This window comes from Legionella sheltonii, assembly GCF_026191355.1.
Taxonomy (GTDB): domain Bacteria; phylum Pseudomonadota; class Gammaproteobacteria; order Legionellales; family Legionellaceae; genus Legionella; species Legionella sheltonii.
In genome coordinates, this window is sequence record NZ_JAPHOQ010000024.1 from 1 (window position 1) to 22,880 (window position 22,880).

A 22,880-nucleotide genomic window follows, 5' to 3' on the forward strand; every position below is an offset into this window, starting at 1 on the left:
CCGCGAACACGTCGCGGCACGTAGGCGGTGGGGATGAATTGTCAACACGCCCTAATTAAAACAGCTCCAGAATCAAGTTTTTCAATTTGAATTTTAGCAATTATGTTGGTTTATTTGACCCAACATAATTGCTAATTTTGATCAAAAGAAGAATTTCTGCTTAGTTAATTGTTTTATTGAATCAATAAATCTTGGATTGTATTGTTGGGGCCTAACGACAAACCAACTCTTGCGTAACAAAATATTAAAATTAGCTCATTTTATAGGTGGAATTGATTTTTATTTGTAAAAATAGCCTTATTAGAAAACATTTAGTAAAATAATTAAATAGGGCTGTTATGTTTTTAGAGATTAATCATAAAATATAAACTTGAGTAAGTTATAACCCCCAAAAAAGAGTTCACTGGATATTAGCATTAAACGTATCTTGGCAGTATCTAAAGAGAGGAATTTTCTAATGATTGCAGAAAAGTTAAACATCAAGTTTGATATTGAGCGCATTCAAAATTATTTTAATCAATACGTCAAACATCTGCAGCCCGTCCAACAAAATGAGATGTTCGGTGGTTGGAGTATACTGAGTACAAGTGGTGATTATCGAGATGGTTTTCAACAAACAGAAAAGCGTTTCTACCTTGTTGATCAGGCTAGTGGCGAATATAAGTTTGACTATGAAAGAGCCCATCGTGAAATTGGTTATACATGGCCGAAGATGCATGTTAATCCCACTCAAGTAGCTACTGGATATATTGCTGACATTATTGAGACTATTCGCAAATTAGGATTACAACCCCACCATGCTCGTTGGACACGGATTTCGCCCCGAGGAACCACTATTTGGCATCGAGATACATGGGAAAATTCCTATAAAGTTCGATTGCATATTCCTGTGATCACTAATCCTGAGTGTAAATTCGAAACTGAAGAAGGTGCATTTCACATGCCAGCAGACGGTTATTGCTATCTTGTTGCGGTTAATTGCTTGCACAGAGCATACAACCTTGGCAATGAGGATCGCATTCATATCATCATGGATGTGATTGATGATGTCGGTATCAGCCAATATCACCGCACCCCCAAATGCCTGCAAACCAATAATCGTTTTATCAATTGGCCCATTCGCGTAATTAAAAAGATTTGGGGCTCTTAAGTCGCAAAAATGATGACTAAACGTAAGCCATAGTTCAAACTATGGTTATTATTATGATGATAACAAGAGTATGAGTATCACAAATATTAATCACATTACGCTTGCATGCGCTGACATTAATCGGTCTTTCTTGTTTTACAAGGATGTTATGGGGTTTAAGCCTCTCGTAAAATGGGATAAAGGAGCCTATTTTCTTGTAGGGGATTTTTGGTTCTGTCTCAATGTTGATTTAGCCAGGGAACCACAGCCTTGTTATACTCACTATGCCTTTAGTGTCAGCAGCGAAGACTTTCAATCTCTGGCTAAGAAGATTACTGAATCAGGGGCATATCTATTCAAAGACAACACTGCGCCAGGTGATTCACTCTATTTTCTGGATCCAGATGGACATAAACTCGAAATTCATGCCGGCAACTATCAAACTAGAATTGCAGCTAAAAAAATAGATATGGGTAATTGGAAGAATGTGGAATGGTTTGTGTGATCAAAATTGATTTTTTAAGAAAACATCCACACGCCACACCCGAACTTTAGAGCGAGTTATCTGGGAAAAAATAAAATCTTGGTTTGCATCTCAGTGGAATCAAATAACAGCAAGCGTAGGCTGGGCGGCAAAGCCTAGCAAATGCTCTGAATAGACTGATCTTGGAGTTAATAAAATAGACTGCATTTTGACTCATAAATAAGGAAGGTTATGAAATTATCTTCCTTATTTATTAAGCAAATCGAAGGCATTAAGAAATTAGGTCGAATCTTTCGTTGCGTACTTCATTCTCTGATTCACTATCTAATTCAACCTTGGGTGTAGGTAAAGATTTCATTGGCTTTGCTGTAAATATACTTAATGGCCATGCAATGGATGAACTGTTGGGGATAGCCCTAGGCAAAGCCATCATGGAAGCCTGATTCTCAAGACGAGTTAAACTCAACGCTACGGGTAGATATAAGCTTGCCCCAGGCAATTTAACGGGTCCAGTTAACAGCTTCTCCAGAAGAGTATTTCGTTCTTGAGAATATAAAGGGATTAATTCATGTTGGGTGGTATGTTCACTTGCATCTTTAGCCTGATTGGAAAGAAAAACCTGCTGTAAATAACTACTATGGCAATCAGCATAAGAGGGAGCAACAAACTCGACTGTTCCAATTGGATTAGAACCGGTCTTTCTAAATGAAATCGAGGTAATTTGTGGTTTAGAAAAGTTGAAGCGTAATTTATTTGTCCCTTTAATTCCCACGAGCTCTTCTTCTAATTCAGTGGCAGCGGTTTCAACAACCAAATTACTTCCATTATAGAAATTTAGTCTTTTTTCTTCATCATGAGCTTCTAGAAAACCGCCTGGAACCGAATATAATCCAAGAGCTGCTCTTTGTAATAACATCGACATGCCGTTACGAGTTACCAATGGAGAAAGAACACCTGTCTTAAAAAAATTATGTTGATAAAGTGAACTATCATCAGGGAATTTTTTATTACTCAGCGCGACAATAAAAGAATAAGGTACTTTTTTTGCCTCCAAATAGAGTGTATTAGTGCTTTCATTGTATGTTACGGCAGTAATAACCATTTGTTTGCCATCATAAAAACGTGGATTTTTGATTTTTTGTTCTGCAACTACTTTTAATCGAGCATCTTCTTCTTCCTGAGTCAGATTAACTTCTGGTAAATCATCATAAAAATCAGCAGGTTCTAAAGTTGAACTATTTTTTACAAAAATAACCTTCGGGCTCTTCTTAAATTCAAAACTTGATTGAGTTGTATTCGCATCAAAATTAATTGCGGCTTGTTTTGTATCAGTAGCATAAGAACGAGATAATTGATCGGTACTGGTGTGTTGAGATAAAGTTTTTTCCCACAAACGAATAAGATCTAACATTTAAAAACCTCACGATATACTAAAAAAATGCAATTGTATTATAAATAAACATTAATGAATATCATGCCGTTAAAACACCATCAACTATTAAAATGAAATGATGGTAATCGGAAAAACAATTTTATTTTTTCTTACTCATAGTTTTATGAATTACCAGTTGCCATCAAAATATAACTCATATTTCTGATTCGGTTTGATTCATTCTTCTAAGATTTTGTGTCGTTTCTCCAATAAGGTTGGGTCAAGAAGGACCCACCTTATTGCATTTTATCTGGACTTAATTTAATCCTGAATTTAAATGAGACTTTTGGAGAGGCAATTGACTGTCCTCATCATCATGAGTTTGAAAAAAAGAGCTTGCCGATCTTTTTATTTTGCTTAACTCTTTATCTTTTATCCCTTCTGGGAGCATAAAAGAATTATTTTTTTTAAGAATAGGTCTACTCTGATCTAATCCTTTTTTCATAAAGAATCGTTCCAATAGATTAGGTTTCTTTTCTTTGGCTGGCGTTTGCTGCATCGTATAACTACGTGTTAGACGCGGAGATGGGGTGCGGCTGTATGTTGAGGGTTCTGAAATGGTATCAGTACGCTCTCGACCGTTACTATGAGAAGGGGATAACTCACTCTTCTCAGAATCTAATTTTGCGCTGTCCTTTTTTATCGTGCATAAAAGCGATAAATCTTTACACTGTTTCTTAATCTTTTTATTTTCGATAGTACCTAACAAATGTATCGTCGTTAAATATTCTGGTAAATTAACAGCATCAATGCGTTGTGTCAGATTATTTTTAATATCTTCTAATATTCCTCTTGCTATGCCTTCAAGAATTAGTTGACCTTTTCCGGAAGTGCTATCCATTAATTGAGTAACAAAAACCCGCAACGCAAGTTGTAATTTTTGTTCATTCACCTCTACACCAAGATTTCGATATCCCTTTCCTTGTCTTGCACTATGAATTTGAGCCGCTAAATTGCTTATTGCCTCTTCCTTTCTTGGCTTTTTTTTCATTGCTCCTATTTCTAAGCCACGCGTTTCCAAGCCTTTTACTAAAGTACTCATCTCATCTTGAAAATCAAAATAAATAGTTCCCTTTTCTGGATTACTTTCTGAACCTAAAAAATGTTCTAGAGTATTCCAGGCATTATTAATTATCGTAGTAAATACAGCTACCTTAGCAGTCAATAGGTTTCTTCGTAGCAATACTTCAGTACGTTCCGATTCAGTGAATGCACCTAGGAGATCATCAGAAATTTTTTTGTTTTGTTTGTTTAACCAACTTTGTTGTATTCTATAAATAATGGCACTGGCAATTTGATCCTGTATCTTTTGGATTTCTTTACTTATCTCTTCTTTGGTGGCTTCGCCGCCTAGCTCAGTCTGAAGCCGCTCCCCGATTAATTGAACTTGCTTCTCCCAAAAGTTATGCCACGCTTCGCTCTCTTGAAAAGGCTCGAAAAAAATTTTATAAAAAATTGCTTTGGTGTCATTAAGATTCGTTTCATTCACTCGAGGCTTCCATTTATCGAAGAGTTCGCCAAATGTTTCGAGTACTTTGTCCTCACATAATGTTTCTAATAGTGCCGTGGGTTCTTTTATTTGAACATTGCCCAGCGACGGTGTAAAAAACAACCTTCCATTTAATTTATTTAACAGTTCCCCAACATCTTTACCCCCTACAGGGCTGTTTTTCAGAGTATCGGATACATACTCTAAATATTCGACTAACATTTCCGCAGCTTTTTTCATTGCAAGAGTCTCTCTTTTAGTTCATGTTGTTCTATATTTGACGCCATAGTCGCATTGTATTCCAGAAAAGGGCAGCCATCTCATGCTCCACATGAGATCAAACTGCTCCAATAAGTCTAATGAATTTGAGGAGCTCAATGCGGTCATCTTTAGAGGCCCATCATGGATTTCTAATTGAGCATGAAATCCATTCTTTGTACATATCTTGAATCAGATTCCTCATCCCTTTGTTGCAAAAAGGACTGAGAAGTATTTTCATTGGCAAAAAAAGAACACAAAGTTTCTGATACTCTTGGACTGGTAGTATCATCCCTTCTGGATACAAATTCTTGAGCTGCGGAACGGGTATCGGTCGTCTCTTGACCATGGGTATCATCATCAAAATAATCATCGCTAAACCAACGGCTGGTCAGCCTCTTCCTGATAGAAGTAGATGCTGATTCAGTATCAGGAGCATCTCGTTGACTACTTGGACCAGGCTTTTCAGTGTCTCTCGCAGGAGGCTCTATAAGTTTTACTTGCTCTAGATTGCCTAGTTGCTCTGCAAAATTAGACGGAGTTGCCCAAGGGTCGTTAGTTAAAGACTTGCCACCAGCCTCTAATAAATGCCCTGTAAGTGTCACGCAGTTATATACTTCGGCGTTCTTGGGATTCCTTGAGAGAAGTCTGTGGATAAAGTCAGATGCTTTTACTCCAGGAAGAAGTTGGTAGCACACTTCACCCGTATCCAAGCCCTCTTTTATCCGAGTGAACTCATTTTTCATTTTTTGCTTGTCGAGGCCATGAACGACAAATACTTTATCGGGCTCTAATGGTAAGATTTCAACAGGCTGCATGAGATTTGCGAAATCTTCCTTAGGCCTAACCGCTTCTTGCATGCAATCATCTGCTAATTTTGTCGCTAAAGTGGCTGTTAATGGCCATATTGACGTAAGGCCTCCAGCAGGGGTTGATTTGGGCCAAATACTCCAATACTGATCATCGCTAAATTTCATTGAGACATGACCAAGGCTATTAAATCCACTTGACCAAACATAAATAGTGACTGAATCGTCTTCCAATAGGACTGGTTCTATACTCACGCTTTCCTTTTTAGATAACATAAAGGACTCCTCCCTTTATTGGTTATTTAGCAGCAAACCAAACCAATGCTGTTGATGCGAAGAACATCTTTGTTAAAAATTGCTCAAGTGATTATATGGAACAATGGAGTTGGTTGCAAGGTTGTTGCATACCGTAATTTAGGGCAAGCTTTCTTAAATATATGAAAGATATTCTCAATCCAGAAACCTACTACTCTTTATAAAGAGAAGCAGGTTTAATTAACTTACAAGACCTATTAGTTGACCATGGACTCATATCTTGAGCAGTAATCTAAATCCGATTCATCGCCCTTTTGTGCGGTAATAGGTTCACTACTAAAAAATGAATCAGAACATTCTGACGGTCTTGAAGAGGGTGTATCTTCACTTCCAGATGTTGGCTCGTCTTCTGGTGAAGATATTTCTACCGGCGCATCTACTTTTTCAGGCTCCTCTACAGATCCATTATCATAAGTAGGCCAATCATCATCATGGCTACCAGAGCTTTGCTGTATTGGTTGCGTGTGGGATTGAGTTCTTCCGAAGTTTCTTTCCAGGTAAAAAAATCTTTTACCGAATTGAACATGCTTCTCAGCAAGCCTGGAGCTTCCTCAGTTGCAGTCGTTTTACTTTGTTCTGTAGCTGCAACTGTATCTTCTGTCTTTTTAAACTGAGAAGCAAAATGACTATTAATGCTTGCTGGTGCAGCAAAGGACATTATGCCCTCAGGTCTTTTCATACCACCTGCTTCTAGGATTCTGCTCACTGCTTCAGCACAATTAATTACGTCAACTTTCGCAATTTCAGATTCAATGACGTCTCTATCGAGCATCTTTAATCCCAGCAACATATTTGAGGTGGATGAATTATTGTTGAAAACTGCTGTTGCAGCTCTTGTTACTGAACCTGGAGTTAAGCTAAAGCTGGCACGGCCTGAATTCATTAATTCGTTTAGTTCGTCTATCTTTTCAATAACTGCATCCATATTTTTTATCTGGTTAGTAATGTCATAAGATGCATGAACAGGACTGTCTGACGTAGAGGGGGTACTATGATTTACTGCTTTTGTAGGAAAAACGTACATCGAGCTAATAGCAAGTGGCGTAAATGCAGATAACTCCGAACTTGGATAAACACTAATTACGTGTTTTTTACCCTCATGAGTGGCCTCTATTGAAACATGTCCAGTCCCACCAACTTCGGGATGCTTGTGATAATTGAGCACTACCTTGGAAGCGGTTTGGACAACCTCGAGTTCAATTTTCTTTTGCATAATACACCCCGCAAGTTTTAAAAGCATAAAGTGTATTATAAGTGAACAATATTAAGAGGGTATTAAGTGATATTGCTTACTCTTATAAATCATCATTCCCTGCGTCTAGCGATATTGTCTTATTGAGTTCAATAAGCTGATCAGCTTAAGATAACCATTGAGTAGTTTTAAAATTCGGAATAAATATTGACCAACAAGTGGATTTATAATGCAATCAGAAGAACTAATAAATAAAATATCCAATGAAGAGAAGCCAACTCTCTCTGATGAAGCACTGCATGCTCAAGCAAATCAGTATATCGATGAATTTAAACAACTTATCTTTCAGTGTCTTCCCTCAGTCATATCCCAGATCATTGAACGGGAAGTTTGGAAAAAAAGAAATAATCCCTATAAAAATTTTGGCGAATATGCCCTTGAGAAATCATCAGATGGCCTGGGTATTACTAACAATGAAATGTTGTGGTTATTGCGGGCGGCTATGGATGTAAATAGGCAGCATGTAGCCCATTGGGGTGATGTGCTGAGTATGGTGGATAACAATGTCAGGGTTTATGCGAAGGAAAATAAAATCTCTATTAAAGATTTGAATCACGATCTCAGGGAGCAAGATAGTACAAATCCTAGTCTGCCTCAGGAAAACAATATTACGTATTTACCCTCGCATTCAAGATCTATTGATGGACAACTTATGAAGTTAAAAAAGAAAGATCCCATCGCCTATGAAAATGTGATACAAGGAAAAATGAAGATAAACGAGGCTTGGATCAAAGTTCCCAGAAAGCAACAACAACCTATTGAAACAATAAAAAATAAATTTTTTAATTTATCTCAATCAGATCGCGAAGCCTTTTTGGAGTGGCTTGAACAAGAAAAGGATAACCTGCAAAAATAGAGTCTATGGAGCAGGGTTTCAATTTTGAATCAGTAATTAAAAATTAGAAAATTCACAACCCAAGCTTTTGCCTAATACAAAAGTTGCTGCTCAATTGAATAAACCCAAGTAGGGGAGCTCGATTTGAGCAGTAATCAGTAATAGGTCATGAATTGCGTTAAGTGCTCCCATTGTTTGAGCTTAGCAAACTCCATACCAGCCTGCATCGCCATGTCCTATGTCCTAAAAAAGGTATTAGAACTATTTTTTCATTATGAATTCGGGCTCCACTATTGATTAATTTGAAGTGATTAATTTGAGATAATTAGATCATTATTAAAACTTTTTATCATGCATTTGGGGATTTCGATAGTTTAAAGATTTAAAGAATAATTCTTAATATGATATAACATCTTGCTATAAGAACAGCTCAGATATTTTGCTTACAGTGGATATTTGGCACCGCAAATGGGTCGTTTAATAAGCATCGATTGATTTTACTCATTTCAATCAATCGACACTTACCTTGTCGATTAAAAAACCTCATTATTTAGGACTAGGACGAGGTCAAAACTCTTCTGCTCTCTAAAGTCGGGTCATCATTTGCCCCTTCACTCAACCGCTCATCAAAAAATCTTGGCCCAGTTTGTCTCATTTTAGAATGATTGGTTTTGGGGGATTTTTCTGATGATGGTAATAGAGTTTTAGATTGAAATGCTTCTGGAGTATGGCCCTGTCCTGTTTTTTCTATCAATGGCTTCTCTATCGGTGAAGGAGCTTGAGTGGTTTTTCTTTTATTAAAAACGGTAGGCCAGGTAAAAGCAATCGATACGAATACTAAAATGACTGGAGACAATATGGCCATGGTAACGGTTAATGCAAACTTCTCCCCTATTGCTTCTCCCAGGGTTTCTCCAACATGAATTCCGCTTCGGATTCCACCAGCAACAGAATAAGCAAGAGAATCGCCTATTAATGCGCATAATTTAAGCATATTGAGAAATCCCTGCTTTAACTTTTGAGCTTCTGTTTGGTTTTCATCTGGTGGTTGATAAATTGATTCAAATTTTTCTTTTAGATCGACATAAGTTTTCGGGTTAAAGACTTTATATACTTGTGAAAAAGTATTAACAAACATGGTTGTCGAGGTACATATCATCGCAATAGCATATGCTAAAAGAGTTTCAGGAGTGGCACCTATAGCATTTAAAAATTTATTTACCCCTGATACAGTAGTAAACCAGGTTAACGTCGCATAAACAGCTAAAAAGATCGTACTTACGACTCCTAATAAGACACATCGCAAAAGACCATAGGGTTTTTTATAATCTTCAATAAAAAGATTTTTAAATTTTGTATAATTTTCACGTATGCCTACCGCTTGAAACGAATAAAAAGAAATCGCTGCAATCACCGATAATCCAATCGTAACTGCCATAACCAGCGGGTTAGAGATGAGCAGACCTGCCCCCAAAAAAGTGAGAAGTCCTACGAGGCCAGCATATCCAGTAATACCGGCAGAAATACAGGCCAACAAGGTCACGATACCAAACAATAATTTCTGACCTTTGTCGAGTATTGTTTTTTCCCTTGCATTTTCTTCAGCAGTCTTAAATGTTTTCTGTTTGCTAGGTTGAAAGCCAGCACTATCCAGCATGGCTTGTCCGCGACTTAATAAACATACTATTCCGTTACATAAGGAAAGTACTATCGCTAAGCCGAGGCTAAAGCCAAAGGGAGCTCCTAAAGTACTTAATAATCCCAGGCAAAATACCATACATAGCGCCATGGAGGTAACTACCTTACCAATGACTAATGGCACACCTTTTATCAGCCTATTTGTATTTTGCTCGGGGGTTCTTGTAAATTCTTGGCCATTGCAAGAGCAGGTAGCAATTTGTAAGACCTCTTGCTTGGATAATCTTTTTCCACCCGAAAGTATCTCTCCCCACTTAAAGGTAAGGAAACTCCAAAAATAGTGGGAAAATGGACGTATTAGAATATCTGTTATTCGAAGATCCCCATTGAGAATGGCTTGTTGGACTTTAGCCGATTCTTTGGGGTTAAATTGATATTCGCTGAACGAGGCAATAATCCAATCTCTTTGGGTGCGAAATTTTCTTTTTAAAACCATTATGACTTCTGGTTTATAAAGAGCAGAATCGATTTGATCTTGTTCTAATATATCAATTATTTCATTCATTTCGACAAATCCTTTTTTAATACAGGTTGCGTAGCTTATTTATAATTTCACAAGAATTCCATTTAAATTTTTAAAAAATTAATTATCAATAGGTATGAACCTTTATCATTTTCGTTAGAAAGGATTTGACATACTGTCCAAGTTACATTCTAATCGTATTTTTTATCATGATATGGACAATCATGGGCTTTTTGAAATTTCTAAAACCTGCACCTTATCTTCATGAAATTCAAGATAAAAACATTGTGAAACAGCAGTACCGCTATTGGCGTATTCGTACTTTTTATGCAATGTATATAGGCTATGCTTTGTTTTATTTTACGCGCAAAAGTTTTACCTTCGCGATCTGATCTATCCCCACGAATTATGAGTTGAAATAAAGAGCGTCTCATGATCAAATGAGCGTCATTAAGACTCATGGAAATTAAAATGTTAGCTGTAGAAACCTATCTTTATAATTCGCTTACAGAATCATGTCCTGAAATTCATATATCACGATTGAATGCAGTAATGGATGTAGCATCAGGCTTAAGACATAGCCAAAACCTTTCATTAAGTGAATTAGGGAGGAACTTGCCTGGAGATGCAAAATTAAAAAATAAGATAAAGAAAGTTGATAGGCTGGAAGGCAATAAGGCACTGCATAATGAACTTTTTTCCATTTATCAAGGGTTATCAAGCTTTGTTTTTACTTACATCTCGCAAGATACAACCTTACCTTTGATTGTAGATATTTGCTGCTTAAAAGACGACCGAGAAATTCAAATGCTCAGTGCAGAAATAGCGTTAAAAGGTAGAAGTCTTCCTCTTTATCGAGAAGTGTATAGAGATACCGAAACAAAAGGACGAGCTAAGGACTTTTTAAAAGAGTTGAGTCTTTGTTTGCCCAAAAATCGTCGAGTAATCGTAATCATGGATGCCGGTTTTTATGAAGAATGGTTTAAAGAAATAGAAGCGCTGGGCTGGTATTGGCTAAGTCGTGTAAGAGGAGTTAAATCGGTACAATTATCCGAAGAACTGGGATGGAAACTCATTAAAGAACTAATCCCTGATATTAAATCTAAAACGACACATTATGAGCATGCTCTATTAACCAAAGAGCATACAAGACCTTGTAGGGTGGTTACAACCTATCGTAAGCCTAAGGGAAGAAAGGTAAAGACATCACGAGGAAAAACCACCTCGACACTGTCTAATGGAAGTTATAGTCAAGCTAATAAAGAGCCATGGATTTTGGCTACTAATTTACCATTGGATGTAGGGCCTACTGATATTATCAATCTCTATTTTAAAAGAATGCAAATAGAAGAATCGTTTAGAGATGTTAAAAGTCATCAATTCGGACTAGCAGGACGTTATGTGCGTACTCATTCAGTAGATAGATGGGGAGTAAAAATGCTTCTTGCTGCTATTGTGCAAATTACTTATTGGGTTATTGGAGTAATTGCACATAGTCAAAATAAACAACAATACTTCCAAGCCAATACGGTCAAAGATAAGAAAATATTCTCTTATTTTACCCTGGGTAAGCTTATGATTGAGCATAATCAGCTCTGTTCCTTAGCCCCTGACCCTAGAACCTTACAAGAGATTATAGAACAGGAGCTTAACCGTGTTTGGTAATTTCGTGGGGATCTTTCAGTTCGCGATGCCTGCATTGCAAAGTACTTTGGGGATGACCAAAACAGAACTGGGAATGATTGCGAGCATTTTGAGTTTAAGTTATGGCATTAGCAAATTTTTGAGTGGAATTCTCGGTGATAAGTCAAATCCTCGTTATTTAATGGCGATTGGACTCATTTTGACAGGTATTTTTAATATTTTATTTGGATTGTCTTCCACCTGGTGGTTATTTGCTATTTTTTGGGGATTGAATGGGTGGTTTCAAGGTTGGGGATGGCCAGGATGTACTAAATTATTAACCCATTGGTATTCTCAATCCGAACGTGGCCGTTGGTGGAGTATTTGGAATACATCACATAACGTTGGTGGTGCATTAATTCCATTGATTGTTGCTGTCTGTGCGCAGTATTTCGGCTGGCGTTCAGCCATGTTTGTGCCTGGAGTCATCTGCATTTTAGGCGGTATTTTTTTAATCAATCGTTTAAGAGATACTCCGCAATCGCTTGGTTTACCTGCGATAGAGGAATATCGAGAAGATTTTTCTGGTTCATCAAGCCATCACCCGGAAAAAACAGAACTTTCAGTCAAAGAAATTCTTTGGAATTATGTGTTAAGTAATCCTTATATTTGGATACTGTCCATTTCTTATTTGTTTATTTATATTGTTCGCACGGCACTGAATGACTGGAGCATGTTGTATTTAACGGAAGTGAAGGATTATTCCTTAATTACAGCAGGTAGTTGTATCATCTGGTTTGAGGTGGGTGGCTTTTTCGGAAATCTGGTTGCCGGCTGGCTTTCTGACAAAGTATATCAAGGTAAACGCAACCCGATTAATATTCTCTTTACCGCAGGTGTATTTGTCACTTTGTTGTTATTTTCGTTGACCAAGGCATATACCCCATTTCTCGATTCATTATTTCTCTTTTTCTTTGGTTTTTTTATCTTTGGTCCCCAAATGATGATTGGTATGGCCTGTGCGGAGTTAACCCATAAAAAAGCAGCGGCAACTTCAACCGGCTTTGCGGGATTTTTTGCCTATTGTTTAGGTGCTGTCCTTGCGGGTGCTCCTTTGGGTGCAATTATTAAAAACTACGGCTGGGATAATTTCTTCCTTACCTTATTTATTTGCTGCCTGATTCCATTTTTTATGATGCTGCCACTCTGGCACGTGAAATCACATCCACGAGTTCGTAAATCGGAGTTTCCAGGAACATCTGAGTTTGTATCGTGAGGCGCTTACCTAGGTGAGCCAGCACAAATAAAGGATGGTGTAATTATCGTAGGCTGGGCTGAAAAGTCCATAGCCGTCAAGCTAAGCAATCGGAGCTAAAAGCAATCTCCTGGAAAAGGGTTGGCAAGAAACTTAGTTTTCGTTTCTTTGACGGCAAAGAGAGCAAGGTCCTCAAAGAAATCAGCAATAAATAATTTTAAGCGATAGAGAGAAGAGAACGCCTTGGTCAGTAAAGCGGATTTGAAGAGGAGCAAGGCACAAGATTTATAAAAAGAAATGTCTTTTGCAAGATGAATTCTGACAGGATTACATAATAAGAAAAACAGCATCATTGTAATAAATTTGCTATATATTTCAGTGAGTAATCGAGTAGATTTATGAGTGCGGAAGTGATTTATTTTCATTAAAGATTTGCTTAACTTAAAGAATAACTCTATTTGCCATCGCAAGGCATATGTTTGATGTATATCCTCATCCGTTATTTGTGTTTTTAAGGTATTGGTAATGTAAATAGACCAATCTTGCAGAGCGAGAGCTTCTTTACTAGGCTTCATGCCTCGACGTCGCAATCCTTCTTTGAGCTTATGTCGCCGTTGTTCGGCGATTTGAGAAGGGAGTCGTGTTGCAACAATTCGCACGGGGATTTTGTCTTTTGCTCCTAAAAGTACGGGTTGTGAAAAGAGAGCTCCTGCATTAGAAAGTGTTTTTAGTAAATCAATCGGCTGATGATCGGTTTGAAACAAAGTGGTTTTAGTGCGAAAGCGAGTGACAAAAAAAGCACCTCCATCTATAATTTTCTGAAAGGAACTCAGTTTAAAATATCCTAAATCCATTAAATAAAGTGCATCTTTTTCTACTTCCCTAAAATAATGATCAAAGCCTTGGTCATTATGACATCCGTCGGTTAAAGTCAATGCTTTGATTTGTCCTTCAAGATAGTCAAACATGACTTGAATTTTTAGTGCAGCATCAGAGGCAGCTCCTCCACTTCCCTTAAATAATGTATTGAAAATACTCGGTAAAGAAATCGTACTGCTGTCCACAATATTGATATGGCTAAATCCTTTTAATCCTTTAATGGCAGACATTTTTTCGGCCTTGAAATGGTTTAAGCAAGCATTTGAAAGTGCTGCTAACCACTTCACCGTTGCCTCGTTAAAACGCTCGTGAATACCCTGTTTCGTGATAGATATTTTTTCTTTCCTAAGTAAACTACTCAACTGCTCCAAACTAAAGTGTGGATTAAGGTTCCCTACAATCAACGCTTTTATAAATGATGGAGCGGTTACTTTTGATTGACGTTTGGTAAATCCATATTCCTTACCAAGTGTTCGCGCTTCTTTAGTTAAAAAATTAAAGATTTTTTGTGGCAAATTTGATATTTTGTTTAACAGCATAGAGTCCCTTTTTCTTTTTATTTCCCGGCTAGGAAAAAATTTAAAAGGGTACTCTATCTTTTTTTCTAATTAATTCAACCGCTTAACACCAAAAATCTACTTCTTAGCTTGACGGCTATGGGCTTTACAGCCCAGCCTACGCTTGCTTTTATGGTTCCCTTTTTTTCATCCCTAATCTGGAAAGTGGCAAAAACTTACGCATCAGAAATGGGCAATAATATCCATTGCACCTAATACAGTATAACGTTTGCTTGGGGGAATCCCTGCATTAATATTGCCATTAAATGCATTCCTATCGAGCGCATAATCGTAATCAACTTCTGGACGCAGTTCGATTTGTGGCGATAGCCAATGTTGCCAACCCAGCCCAAAGTTAAGATAGCGAGTTTTTACACCGGTACGTTGCCCCTGTTTGTCATCATAAAATTCAGGTCTAAATGAAATATTATCGAGAGGGGAGAATTGATAATTAATGTAGGCAACAGTAGCTAATACCGACGCAGTACAAGTAAGAGCAGATGTGCTATTGCATTGTGCAGCATTTGGCGCATTAAAAGGAATATATTGTGGCGAAAAAGGAGTTCCTCCAGCGGCAATGGCGGCCGCCGCAATAGGATTGTTACTATTAGCGACGTTGTTTTGATGCAGTGTATAAATTTCATAGGCAATATGCCACCGATCGTTGAATTTATGGTAAAAAGTGAATCCATACCATTGAAGATTATTGTAACCCCATATGCCATTATTGATGCCATCCATACACGGATAGAATGTATCTTTGCCATCATTCCAGGTAAAACGAGCACAAGCAACGGCTGACAATCTAGCTCCTGGATCTTTCAAAAAGGTTGTATTTGGATACAACGGATTGGGTGCAGGATTTTTTACCTTCTTCCCCATATTCCAAATTGCGGTATCTGTTCCTCCAACTAAACCTAGTTGGAAAATGACATTTTTAGCAACTGCTAAACTCGCAACGACCCCTTCATTGGTATAGTTATCAAAAGTGTAAGTCATAGAATGCGAATACATATAATTATTGGGAGCAAGTTGCGCCTCAATATCAGGAATGGAGATATAACGCCCAACTCGGAGCAGTAATCCTTGAGCTACATTAGGTATATATAATTCACCATAAACCATTGGAAAGTCATAGCCATAAACCGAGTTGCTATTTAAAAGCTGATAACTGGCAATCCCATATGCCGTGGTATAGCGGTAGTTTTCCCCATAAATTCCTGATAGTCTAAAACCCCAATCGATATGATTTGTTTGAACTGTATTGGGAACGCGTTCAATATAGAGAACGGTTTGATCCAGTTGAACGGTATTAGGTGTATATAGATAGGCCATAGGTGCATTGCCACCAGGTTTTACCGTGTTGGTACTTATATTGCCTCCGCCATTGACCCAGCCGTAAACTTGAATATGATTTTTTTGTAACCATTTTCCAGCAGAAGTATTCGCGATGCCAACCATAAGTGGGCTATCAACGGAATTAGGTAGACTTACCCCTAAAGCCGTAGCAGCACCATAAGGCCATTCAGTAAAAGGCATTGGTGGTGTAGACTCTGGGGTTGCAAGCCAGCCTGTTCGATGTGAGGATGGGGCATGAGGATCAGAAGGTGCTGCAGCATGTCCCATTTCCAACTTATAATAACGAAAAAAACGAGTAAAAAAATCTTCCCCTAAATAGCTATCCAAATACCCAAAGTTATTATAAGGATCACATTTTGATGTGGTTTGATCTTTTGCCCAGACTGAGGGCGTAGTTGTAGCCAAAATGAGACAAAAGAATACTTCTAAAAAAATAATGTTTCTCAAATTAACATCCTGTTAAAACATATAAATTTATCTTTTCAATAAATTAACAGAGTAATGTATTGAATAATAGTTAATGCTCAAACAAAAACAGTGATAAAAATACTTGTAGTTCAAATTTTTATCTTTCTCGAGAGAAGGACAATTAATCCGCTGCCTCTACTTGTGTATTCTTATAAAAAATAAGCAGGCGTAGCCTGGGTGAAAGTCCAAAGGATTCAAACCCGGGTTACGCTTGCCATATCAGCTTTTAATGTTGCAGAAATAATTTTGGGTGTCAGTTTTACAACTTCTCTTTTTAAGAAATTATTTTTGCAACACAACGGATAAATACAGTTCGTATTGACCATTGGTATTGGAGAGTAAGAATTTTTGAGGTGTGTTTATACCCCAAGTCACTGGTTCTGATTGTTGATTAGGCACACTCCATTGTGAATGTAAAATTCCTTTTTCATTTTTTAATTCAATACGAATTAATCCAATAATATCATCTGGATTTAAAGGTTTTGAGTCTTGATCCATCAGAGATACAATCAAAATAACTTTTTCTTCGTTCTTAATGGGTTCAGACCATAGAACAGTTGGCTTAAGAGTATTGATTTTTGATGGTGGCAAATGAAGTGGAAATTCTGGGATTCGAATATATTTCATTGGCTGTTTGGCTCGTAATACACTGATATCAAAATATAAATCATCGCCCAACCACTCTCCCTTTTTTATCATTTTAATTTGATTCAAGATAAGCTTAGGAGATACCTCTTGGTTATTAACTGCGAATGCCATGGATGAGTAACAAAAAACAACAAGTACACACCAACGTAGCCATTTCATTTTCTGACTCCTTTCAATAGTTTTTTGCATACCCATAGCTTTTTGTAGGGGCAGCTAATTTCAGTATGGTATAAACCAGTAATAATCGCTATAAATCAATATACAATCGCATAATAAATCATAAAAAATACCTCAAGCATTAGAGTTTGTGGGGTAATTGGCGATGGATAGGGCTCGTTGAAAAATCGAGATGCGCAGAGTGGTGGATGGAGTCGTTTACCTGATTTGGATTAAGGGGACATGTTAAGAAAATCCGATTTTTTACGAAGTGAAGCTGCATAAGCAAGCATAGCGTAGATGAAGTGAAACGAAATCCGGCTGTATTAAAGTAGCATCTGTATTGAATTATATTTCAAGTCAGTTGCTAAGCTTGCTTTTCTTCTTGAAAAACATAAAGAGTGAATTGTATCGCCCGCGTATTTGTATTAGCTCATGTTCGATGAGCATGAAACCTTATTTGATGATTTTTGACCTGATATTCAATCTAGGTGTTTGTTTACCCACTTTACTAAATCTTGTGAACTTATGACGCCGGCATTTCTCGCAATTTCTTTGCCATGATGGAAAAGAACGAGCATGGGAATACTCTGAATTGCAAACCGTGAGGCTAGAGAAGGTTGCGCTTCAGTATCAACTTTGGCGAGCCTTACCTTGGGTTCAAGAAGACGTGCTGCCGATTCGAATTGTGGCGCCATCATTTTGCATGGGCCACACCATTGAGCCCAAAAATCAATAAGAACAGGGATATCATTCCGTTCGATATGGCGAGCAAATTGATCATTTTCCAAACTCATCGGTTTACAATTAAAAAGCGACTGTTGGCACGTTCCACAATTGGGATGTTCACTCAAACGCGAAGCAGGTACTCGGTTAATTGTATTACAATAAGGACAAACAACATGCAAATTTGTATTCATGAGTTAAAATCTCATAGCACTAATTAGTGAATTGGTAGTGTAACTTATCATAAAATTCCAAAGCTATAGAACTAGAAAAGACAAAATGCAGAGACAAGAGAGACTTGTGGGGCACCCGTGTCCATTGTCCTCGTCTTACTTTGCCTATCATTTTGCTTATGCATCACTGCCGCGCACAAGAAGTACTGGTGTTGTGGCAATTCGAACAACATTCTCCGCCACGCTCCCTAGAAAGAGACGACTAAAGCCACGCCGGCCATGCGTGCCGATCATTAATAAATCAGCAGGCCATTCTTTTGCTGCGTCAACAATTACCTCAGCTACTCTCCCCTGAAATGGCTTTAATTCCAAAATTAATGTTTCAGGTTTGATAGATGATTGTTTCGCTATTTTTTTTGCAGCATTATCTAATATCTTTTCTCCATCTTCCTTCCAAGCAGCAATAATTGAAAGATAGTCAAAAGAAGGCCCACCATAACGAATACTGCTTTCATCAATAACATGGATAATCCGCACATTGGGGCTCTGATCTTTAGTTAGTTTAATTACTTCGTCTACTAAGGAGTCAGATATCTTACTCCCATCCAGTGCTAGCATGATATTCTTATACATTATTAATGGCTCCTTGCTCGTATTCACTTCAGAGAAATTGTAGCAAGCGTAGGCTGGGCTGAAAAGCCTAGCATCTGCAAACCTCCTTTCGTACTTGAAAGAAATGGAAATGTTAAATTAAGTCCAAATCTTCTGCAGCGAGTTTGGAAAGAGGTCTATAATACATGTTGGGGTCGTGACTTGCCTTTTCAGTTATAGGCAAATGGTAAGACGCGACCCTATTACATGAGCCCAATTAGACTTAATGGTTGACGTAAGATAATAGGGATTAAACTATCTTTTTCACGATAAAGTCCTACATTAATTCCGTCACTGGCTCTTTGCAAAGTTTGGGCTAAATCAAGCCGTGAAATTCCCGCCCAACGTGCGCGTTCTTGTTGATACTCTGGAACAATTTCTAATACAGGTTCACGCCAATCAGTACGTACATCAATTGCATGTGGGTTCGCTCGTAAAATAGCTACAGCTTGATCTGCAAGATGACGTAAAACCATCGGGCTTGCATTGGCCGGGCCACTAAAACGAGCAGCAATTTTCCAGTTATTAAATGCACCTACAGCATATTTACGCACCCGCACCATGGATTGGGGGTAATTTTTCTTATTCCATGCAGGTAATGTCGAACGCTAATGCAAGAGCATGATGAATTGCCCAGTTAACCTACTAATAAACCAGGCAAATGAGATCAAAAAAATCAAAGCAATGCGAGTATGATAGTTACTAATTGTTTGTTTTGGTGTTTGAATTAGTTTTATTTTCATCCAAAGGCTGAGTGCATTTGCATCGAGCATTTCCGTGCTCATCGCAATAACAACCGCATCCTTTACCGGGGCAGTCAATTTCATCTGAAGACTTTGCACCGGTACAGTTGTCTACGTTGCAATCATCGGCAAACAAAATGGTCGGGGTAAATATTGCGAAACAAATGGACGAAGAAAGTAACAATGATTTAATAATGTTGCTCATAGTGAATACTCCTTTTCTTGATCCTTAAGTTAGAAAATACAGATTACATACCGAAGAGCACATATGTTTGATATTAAGTATAGTATGTTTTTTCAATATCGATTCATTATTAGGGGCTTCCAAGAGGATCGAATTGCCTCAAATTATCTGTTGCCGAAGGTGAAGGAGTATCCAGATAAGCAAGTAGGTTGGGTTAGGCGTTATCCGTAACCCAACAAGCGCACTCACCCTCACCTCATAAATTATTGTAAAGGTATCTGATAAAGTGTTATGAGCTTGGTATAGGAAAGTGACAACACGAGTCTAATCGCAATGTATTATCGAAGAGTCTTTAGACCAGGATCCACCTATTTTTTTACTCTTAACTTAAAAGAAAGGGGCAGCAATTTGTTGGTTCAGAGTATTCATGTACTGTGTAAAACGATGTCACCAATAAAGAAGCGCTATCCATTTGAGATTAACGGAATTGTGATATTACCAGAACATCTTCATATGATGATAAGTTTGCCGAAAGGTGATAGTGATTACCCTTTAAGAATTCGTTTAATTAAAAGTAATTTTTCCCGCGAATTGCCATGTAACGAATCAATTCGCTTTGCGAGACAAAGAAAAAGGAAAGGGAATATGATAGAGACGTTATTGGGAGCATTGTATTCGAGATGAGAAAGATTATGAACGTCATTTAAATTACATACATTACAACCCTATGAAACATGGTTATGTGAAAAAAAGCGAGCGATTGGCATTATTTGAGTATCCACCGATATATCGACGCTGAGATATTATGTAAGGAGTGGGGGGCAGTGATGAAGGTAGGGGATTGGGGGTGTAGGAATTGGTTATATAAGGAAATTTAGCGTTTGACGCACATCGCATGTTGAGTTACGGTTAACGCCTAACCCAACCTATCTCGCTGATTAGTAAAAATAAGTACAGGTTGCTCATGCATCCATTTTACATAAAAGACGATACCCAATACCTGGCTCGGTTATTAGATACAGAGGTTGTGCAGTATTTTTCTCCAATTTGTGACGTAATTGATGAATGTAAATTCGTAAGTAGTGAGCTTTTTAGCCCAGCTTACGCTTGCTGATAAAATATTTTAAGGAAAACGCAATCCAATCAATGTTCTCTTTACTGCCGGTATTTGTCACTTTGTTACTATTGACGGTGACTAAGGCATATTTCTTAAAAAACGTTTTACATTAATTATTAAATCGGCAAAAGAAAGCAAGTTTTATTTCCCGGATGAGGATTATATTGAATATTGCCTTAAAAAATCGTTCAAAGATCCTTCGGCTTCCTCGTATTTTTTTGACCAACTATCTACCACACTGATTATTTGGCTTTGCTCTGCTTTTGAATCCTCATCAAATTTTTGCATTTCTCTTTCGATATCTCCTTCCGGGTCTGAGCTTTGGAGTGCAGCTTTTTTGACTTCTTTCAATTTGTCCTCTCTCTGAAAAGGTTGATAAAAGCCTAAGTTACCGTATCTGAATTCTTTAGCTAATCCATTATTTAATTGATCATACTTATTTAGCATTTCTTCCTGATGCTTCAATAAGTATTCAAAGCGAAAAATTCCTTTTTTAATTTCTTTTATTCTTTGTTCTTCACTAAAAAGGTCAATTCGATTGGGGTTATATAAAATTGTCCATTTTATATCATTAGATATTAATAATAAGTTAATCAATAAATAATTCGTTCGAAGATTTACATCATAATATAAATGTAGAATTTCTAATTCATGGGCTAGTTTATCAATTGCTCTGATTTTATCGTGAACAGTAATTGCTTCATTGATCTCTTGATTATAAGTTTTAACAGCATTTAAAGAATATTCATAAGCTAACTTAGGCTCTGGAGTTAATATATAAACGGGTACTCCATTTTTAATTTTTTGATAAATGTTTTGAGCGAGCTCTTCTATTTGTTCATCCTTAAAATTTTTGATGTTTACACTCTTGTCTGAAGAGGTTTCACCAGCACATGCCAGTGCATTTTTCCTCGCATCTCCAATTACATCAATAAACTCTTCTCTATTAGAAAATTCTACACGAGAAGGACTGCCAAGCATAAATCCCTCTGCACTATTGTCTTTTCTAATTCGAAATAATAATTCTCTAACTCCTTCTATTGTTGATGTATCTTTGAAAATTGGAAATCCATTGTAAATAGTACGATATCCTTTAAGACCTTCCCCTTCATCATCCATTTGGGCCAAACCTTTACTCAGCTGATGATGCAATCTGTCTATTATCTCAAGTGTTATATTTGTTTTGATCTTTGGATCAAACCTATATAACTCTAGAATTGTGGTAGTGGTATCAAACAAGTTCTTAACACATTTTCGCTCTCGAAACTCATAATCAATCCAGTTTTCCTTGCCATGGTGAAATAATTCAAAGTCAACAAATAATAAGTATCGTAATTTATGAGGAATCGCGGAAATATCTTTTATAATGGACTGAGTTTTAAATAGTTCTTCCTCAACATTGCTCTTATACGACAGATTTTCTTCTTCCTGTTGTTCGTGTTTTAATGGGTCTAGTTCTGCTCTGGTTATGATTATTCCACTCGGGTGAGTTATCGATTCCAATCCATCAATAAATTCTTCTCGGGTTAATTCTTCTCCCATGTTTTCTTCAGCTATTTTAATTTTAGCAATCCCAGTATGGAATAATTTATGAGGTTGACCATTTCGCTGTAATTCTATTCCTGTTTTTTTAAATAGTTTTTTAGAGGCAAATGCAGCTCTTTTGAAATCGTGGTAAGCCCTTACGCGAGTTTCTGAAATGAGTTCATTCTCTGCAAAGGTTATGTTGGCTATACTTTCCAAGGTTGCACCAACTCGTAACAACCTAGGAAAGTCATTCACAAGGACGTAAACATACTGGTCTTTTAGAGTGCTTTTTTCTTGCATGTATTTTTCCTCTAAAACAAAAATACCTTTAATATTTATAATAATAGTATATTTTAGATTCAATTAGGTCTTTAAATATACCTTAACAGGTATCAGCTTGGAGGTTGTATAGTGATTAACGCACTGCAAACTCTGGGTTTGACTTGCTTAGGGATAGAAATACGGGGACCTATTACAGAAATAAAGGCGCAAAGAAATTACCTGATTGTGCAAGCGGATAATTGATTAGCACGGTAGATTGGTTGTTTTGGACCCAACCTATCGCGCTTAAAAGTGCCCTAGAGGTTAAACCCTTGGTTATATACCTGGTAAAGCTTTTAGCCCTGTGCGACGGGAAGTTTCTGGATCCG

Annotated in this window: 19 protein-coding genes and 2 pseudogenes; 7 read left to right on the plus strand and 14 right to left on the minus strand. The window is 37.4% G+C overall.

Annotated elements, in window-relative coordinates:
* Nucleotides 1–457: 457 nt before the first annotated feature.
* Nucleotides 458–1,150: an aspartyl/asparaginyl beta-hydroxylase domain-containing protein gene (locus OQJ26_RS18765; protein WP_265705216.1), complete on the plus strand. Its 693-nt coding sequence runs from the start codon at nucleotides 458–460 to the stop codon at nucleotides 1,148–1,150.
* Nucleotides 1,151–1,220: 70 nt separating this feature from the next.
* Nucleotides 1,221–1,634 carry a fosfomycin resistance glutathione transferase gene (locus OQJ26_RS18770; protein ID WP_265705217.1) on the plus strand — a complete coding sequence of 138 codons (414 nt, stop codon included), beginning with the start codon at nucleotides 1,221–1,223 and terminating at the stop codon, nucleotides 1,632–1,634.
* 250 nt (nucleotides 1,635–1,884) lie between these two features.
* Here the strand turns inward: OQJ26_RS18770 and OQJ26_RS18775 are convergent, their stop codons facing one another.
* From OQJ26_RS18775 to OQJ26_RS18790, 4 genes are all read right to left on the minus strand, one after another.
* Nucleotides 1,885–3,024, minus strand: a complete 1,140-nt coding sequence (locus OQJ26_RS18775; protein ID WP_265705218.1) for a hypothetical protein — start codon at nucleotides 3,022–3,024, stop codon at nucleotides 1,885–1,887.
* Between the two features lie 277 nt (nucleotides 3,025–3,301).
* The gene (locus OQJ26_RS18780) at nucleotides 3,302–4,774 is read right to left on the minus strand and encodes a hypothetical protein (RefSeq protein ID WP_265705219.1); all 1,473 of its coding nucleotides are present in this window, start codon (nucleotides 4,772–4,774) and stop codon (nucleotides 3,302–3,304) included.
* Nucleotides 4,775–4,944: 170 nt separating this feature from the next.
* Nucleotides 4,945–5,877, minus strand: a complete 933-nt coding sequence (locus tag OQJ26_RS18785; protein WP_265705220.1) for a hypothetical protein — start codon at nucleotides 5,875–5,877, stop codon at nucleotides 4,945–4,947.
* A 433-nt stretch (nucleotides 5,878–6,310) separates the two neighbouring features.
* Entirely contained in the window at nucleotides 6,311–7,129 is an 819-nt protein-coding gene (locus OQJ26_RS18790; protein ID WP_265705221.1) for a hypothetical protein, read from the minus strand.
* Between the two features lie 208 nt (nucleotides 7,130–7,337).
* Here OQJ26_RS18790 and OQJ26_RS18795 point away from each other — a divergent pair, with 208 nt between their 5' ends.
* Nucleotides 7,338–8,024, plus strand: a complete 687-nt coding sequence (locus OQJ26_RS18795) for a hypothetical protein (protein ID WP_265705222.1) — start codon at nucleotides 7,338–7,340, stop codon at nucleotides 8,022–8,024.
* 535 nt (nucleotides 8,025–8,559) lie between these two features.
* Here OQJ26_RS18795 and OQJ26_RS18800 read toward each other — a convergent pair.
* Nucleotides 8,560–10,206, minus strand: coding sequence for a hypothetical protein (locus OQJ26_RS18800; protein WP_265705223.1), 1,647 nt, complete (start codon nucleotides 10,204–10,206; stop codon nucleotides 8,560–8,562).
* Between the two features lie 182 nt (nucleotides 10,207–10,388).
* Between OQJ26_RS18800 and OQJ26_RS19425 the strand changes: the two are divergent.
* From OQJ26_RS19425 to pgtP, 3 genes and pseudogenes are all read left to right on the plus strand, one after another.
* Nucleotides 10,389–10,553 (plus strand): annotated as a pseudogene (locus OQJ26_RS19425) (MFS transporter family glucose-6-phosphate receptor UhpC); the annotation flags it as partial.
* A gap of 70 nt (nucleotides 10,554–10,623) precedes the next feature.
* Nucleotides 10,624–11,829 carry an IS4 family transposase gene (locus OQJ26_RS18805; RefSeq protein WP_265702028.1) on the plus strand — a complete coding sequence of 402 codons (1,206 nt, stop codon included), beginning with the start codon at nucleotides 10,624–10,626 and terminating at the stop codon, nucleotides 11,827–11,829.
* A 13-nt stretch (nucleotides 11,830–11,842) separates the two neighbouring features.
* A pseudogene (pgtP, locus tag OQJ26_RS18810) lies at nucleotides 11,843–13,063 on the plus strand (phosphoglycerate transporter protein PgtP); the annotation flags it as partial.
* A gap of 95 nt (nucleotides 13,064–13,158) precedes the next feature.
* Here pgtP and OQJ26_RS18815 read toward each other — a convergent pair.
* The 7 genes from OQJ26_RS18815 to OQJ26_RS18845 all read right to left on the minus strand — a co-directional run bounded on the left by OQJ26_RS18815 (nucleotide 13,159) and on the right by OQJ26_RS18845 (nucleotide 19,607).
* A complete protein-coding gene (locus OQJ26_RS18815) occupies nucleotides 13,159–14,460 on the minus strand; it encodes an IS4 family transposase (RefSeq protein WP_265705225.1) in 1,302 nt (433 codons plus the stop codon).
* Nucleotides 14,461–14,661: 201 nt separating this feature from the next.
* Nucleotides 14,662–16,284, minus strand: a complete 1,623-nt coding sequence (locus OQJ26_RS18820) for an outer membrane beta-barrel protein (protein WP_265705226.1) — start codon at nucleotides 16,282–16,284, stop codon at nucleotides 14,662–14,664.
* A 303-nt stretch (nucleotides 16,285–16,587) separates the two neighbouring features.
* Complete coding sequence (locus tag OQJ26_RS18825; RefSeq protein WP_265705227.1) at nucleotides 16,588–17,112, minus strand: hypothetical protein; 525 nt, start codon at nucleotides 17,110–17,112, stop codon at nucleotides 16,588–16,590.
* Nucleotides 17,113–17,591: 479 nt separating this feature from the next.
* A complete protein-coding gene (gene trxC, locus OQJ26_RS18830) occupies nucleotides 17,592–18,029 on the minus strand; it encodes a thioredoxin TrxC (protein ID WP_265705228.1) in 438 nt (145 codons plus the stop codon).
* Nucleotides 18,030–18,185: 156 nt separating this feature from the next.
* The gene (locus OQJ26_RS18835; RefSeq protein ID WP_265705229.1) at nucleotides 18,186–18,641 is read right to left on the minus strand and encodes a universal stress protein; all 456 of its coding nucleotides are present in this window, start codon (nucleotides 18,639–18,641) and stop codon (nucleotides 18,186–18,188) included.
* Between the two features lie 221 nt (nucleotides 18,642–18,862).
* On the minus strand, nucleotides 18,863–19,213 hold the full coding sequence (locus OQJ26_RS18840) for a hypothetical protein (protein WP_265705230.1): 351 nt from the start codon (nucleotides 19,211–19,213) through the stop codon (nucleotides 18,863–18,865).
* Nucleotides 19,214–19,361: 148 nt separating this feature from the next.
* Nucleotides 19,362–19,607, minus strand: a complete 246-nt coding sequence (locus tag OQJ26_RS18845; protein ID WP_265705231.1) for a hypothetical protein — start codon at nucleotides 19,605–19,607, stop codon at nucleotides 19,362–19,364.
* 312 nt (nucleotides 19,608–19,919) lie between these two features.
* Between OQJ26_RS18845 and OQJ26_RS19500 the strand changes: the two genes are divergently transcribed.
* The gene (locus OQJ26_RS19500; protein ID WP_416209972.1) at nucleotides 19,920–20,270 is read left to right on the plus strand and encodes an REP-associated tyrosine transposase; all 351 of its coding nucleotides are present in this window, start codon (nucleotides 19,920–19,922) and stop codon (nucleotides 20,268–20,270) included.
* 278 nt (nucleotides 20,271–20,548) lie between these two features.
* On the opposite strand, the gene OQJ26_RS19505 is transcribed toward OQJ26_RS19500, so the two are convergent.
* Nucleotides 20,549–20,659 carry a winged helix-turn-helix domain-containing protein gene (locus tag OQJ26_RS19505; protein ID WP_416209973.1) on the minus strand — a complete coding sequence of 37 codons (111 nt, stop codon included), beginning with the start codon at nucleotides 20,657–20,659 and terminating at the stop codon, nucleotides 20,549–20,551.
* Between the two features lie 203 nt (nucleotides 20,660–20,862).
* Nucleotides 20,863–22,530, minus strand: coding sequence for a hypothetical protein (locus OQJ26_RS18850; RefSeq protein WP_265705232.1), 1,668 nt, complete (start codon nucleotides 22,528–22,530; stop codon nucleotides 20,863–20,865).
* Nucleotides 22,531–22,880 lie beyond the last annotated feature (350 nt).

Coding starts and splice junctions, on each gene's coding strand:
- OQJ26_RS18785 (WP_265705220.1), bottom strand. CDS start 5,877: ATGTTATCTAAAAAGGAAAGCGTGAGTATAGAACCAGTCCTATTGGAA.
- OQJ26_RS18795 (WP_265705222.1), top strand. CDS start 7,338: ATGCAATCAGAAGAACTAATAAATAAAATATCCAATGAAGAGAAGCCA.
- OQJ26_RS18845 (WP_265705231.1), bottom strand. CDS start 19,607: ATGAGCAACATTATTAAATCATTGTTACTTTCTTCGTCCATTTGTTTC.
- OQJ26_RS18815 (WP_265705225.1), bottom strand. CDS start 14,460: ATGCTGTTAAACAAAATATCAAATTTGCCACAAAAAATCTTTAATTTT.
- trxC (WP_265705228.1), bottom strand. CDS start 18,029: ATGAATACAAATTTGCATGTTGTTTGTCCTTATTGTAATACAATTAAC.
- OQJ26_RS18805 (WP_265702028.1), top strand. CDS start 10,624: ATGGAAATTAAAATGTTAGCTGTAGAAACCTATCTTTATAATTCGCTT.
- OQJ26_RS18790 (WP_265705221.1), bottom strand. CDS start 7,129: ATGCAAAAGAAAATTGAACTCGAGGTTGTCCAAACCGCTTCCAAGGTA.
- OQJ26_RS19500 (WP_416209972.1), top strand. CDS start 19,920: ATGTATTATCGAAGAGTCTTTAGACCAGGATCCACCTATTTTTTTACT.
- OQJ26_RS18775 (WP_265705218.1), bottom strand. CDS start 3,024: ATGTTAGATCTTATTCGTTTGTGGGAAAAAACTTTATCTCAACACACC.
- OQJ26_RS18765 (WP_265705216.1), top strand. CDS start 458: ATGATTGCAGAAAAGTTAAACATCAAGTTTGATATTGAGCGCATTCAA.
- OQJ26_RS18800 (WP_265705223.1), bottom strand. CDS start 10,206: ATGAATGAAATAATTGATATATTAGAACAAGATCAAATCGATTCTGCT.
- OQJ26_RS18825 (WP_265705227.1), bottom strand. CDS start 17,112: ATGAAATGGCTACGTTGGTGTGTACTTGTTGTTTTTTGTTACTCATCC.
- OQJ26_RS18770 (WP_265705217.1), top strand. CDS start 1,221: ATGAGTATCACAAATATTAATCACATTACGCTTGCATGCGCTGACATT.
- OQJ26_RS18780 (WP_265705219.1), bottom strand. CDS start 4,774: ATGAAAAAAGCTGCGGAAATGTTAGTCGAATATTTAGAGTATGTATCC.
- OQJ26_RS18835 (WP_265705229.1), bottom strand. CDS start 18,641: ATGTATAAGAATATCATGCTAGCACTGGATGGGAGTAAGATATCTGAC.
- OQJ26_RS18850 (WP_265705232.1), bottom strand. CDS start 22,530: ATGCAAGAAAAAAGCACTCTAAAAGACCAGTATGTTTACGTCCTTGTG.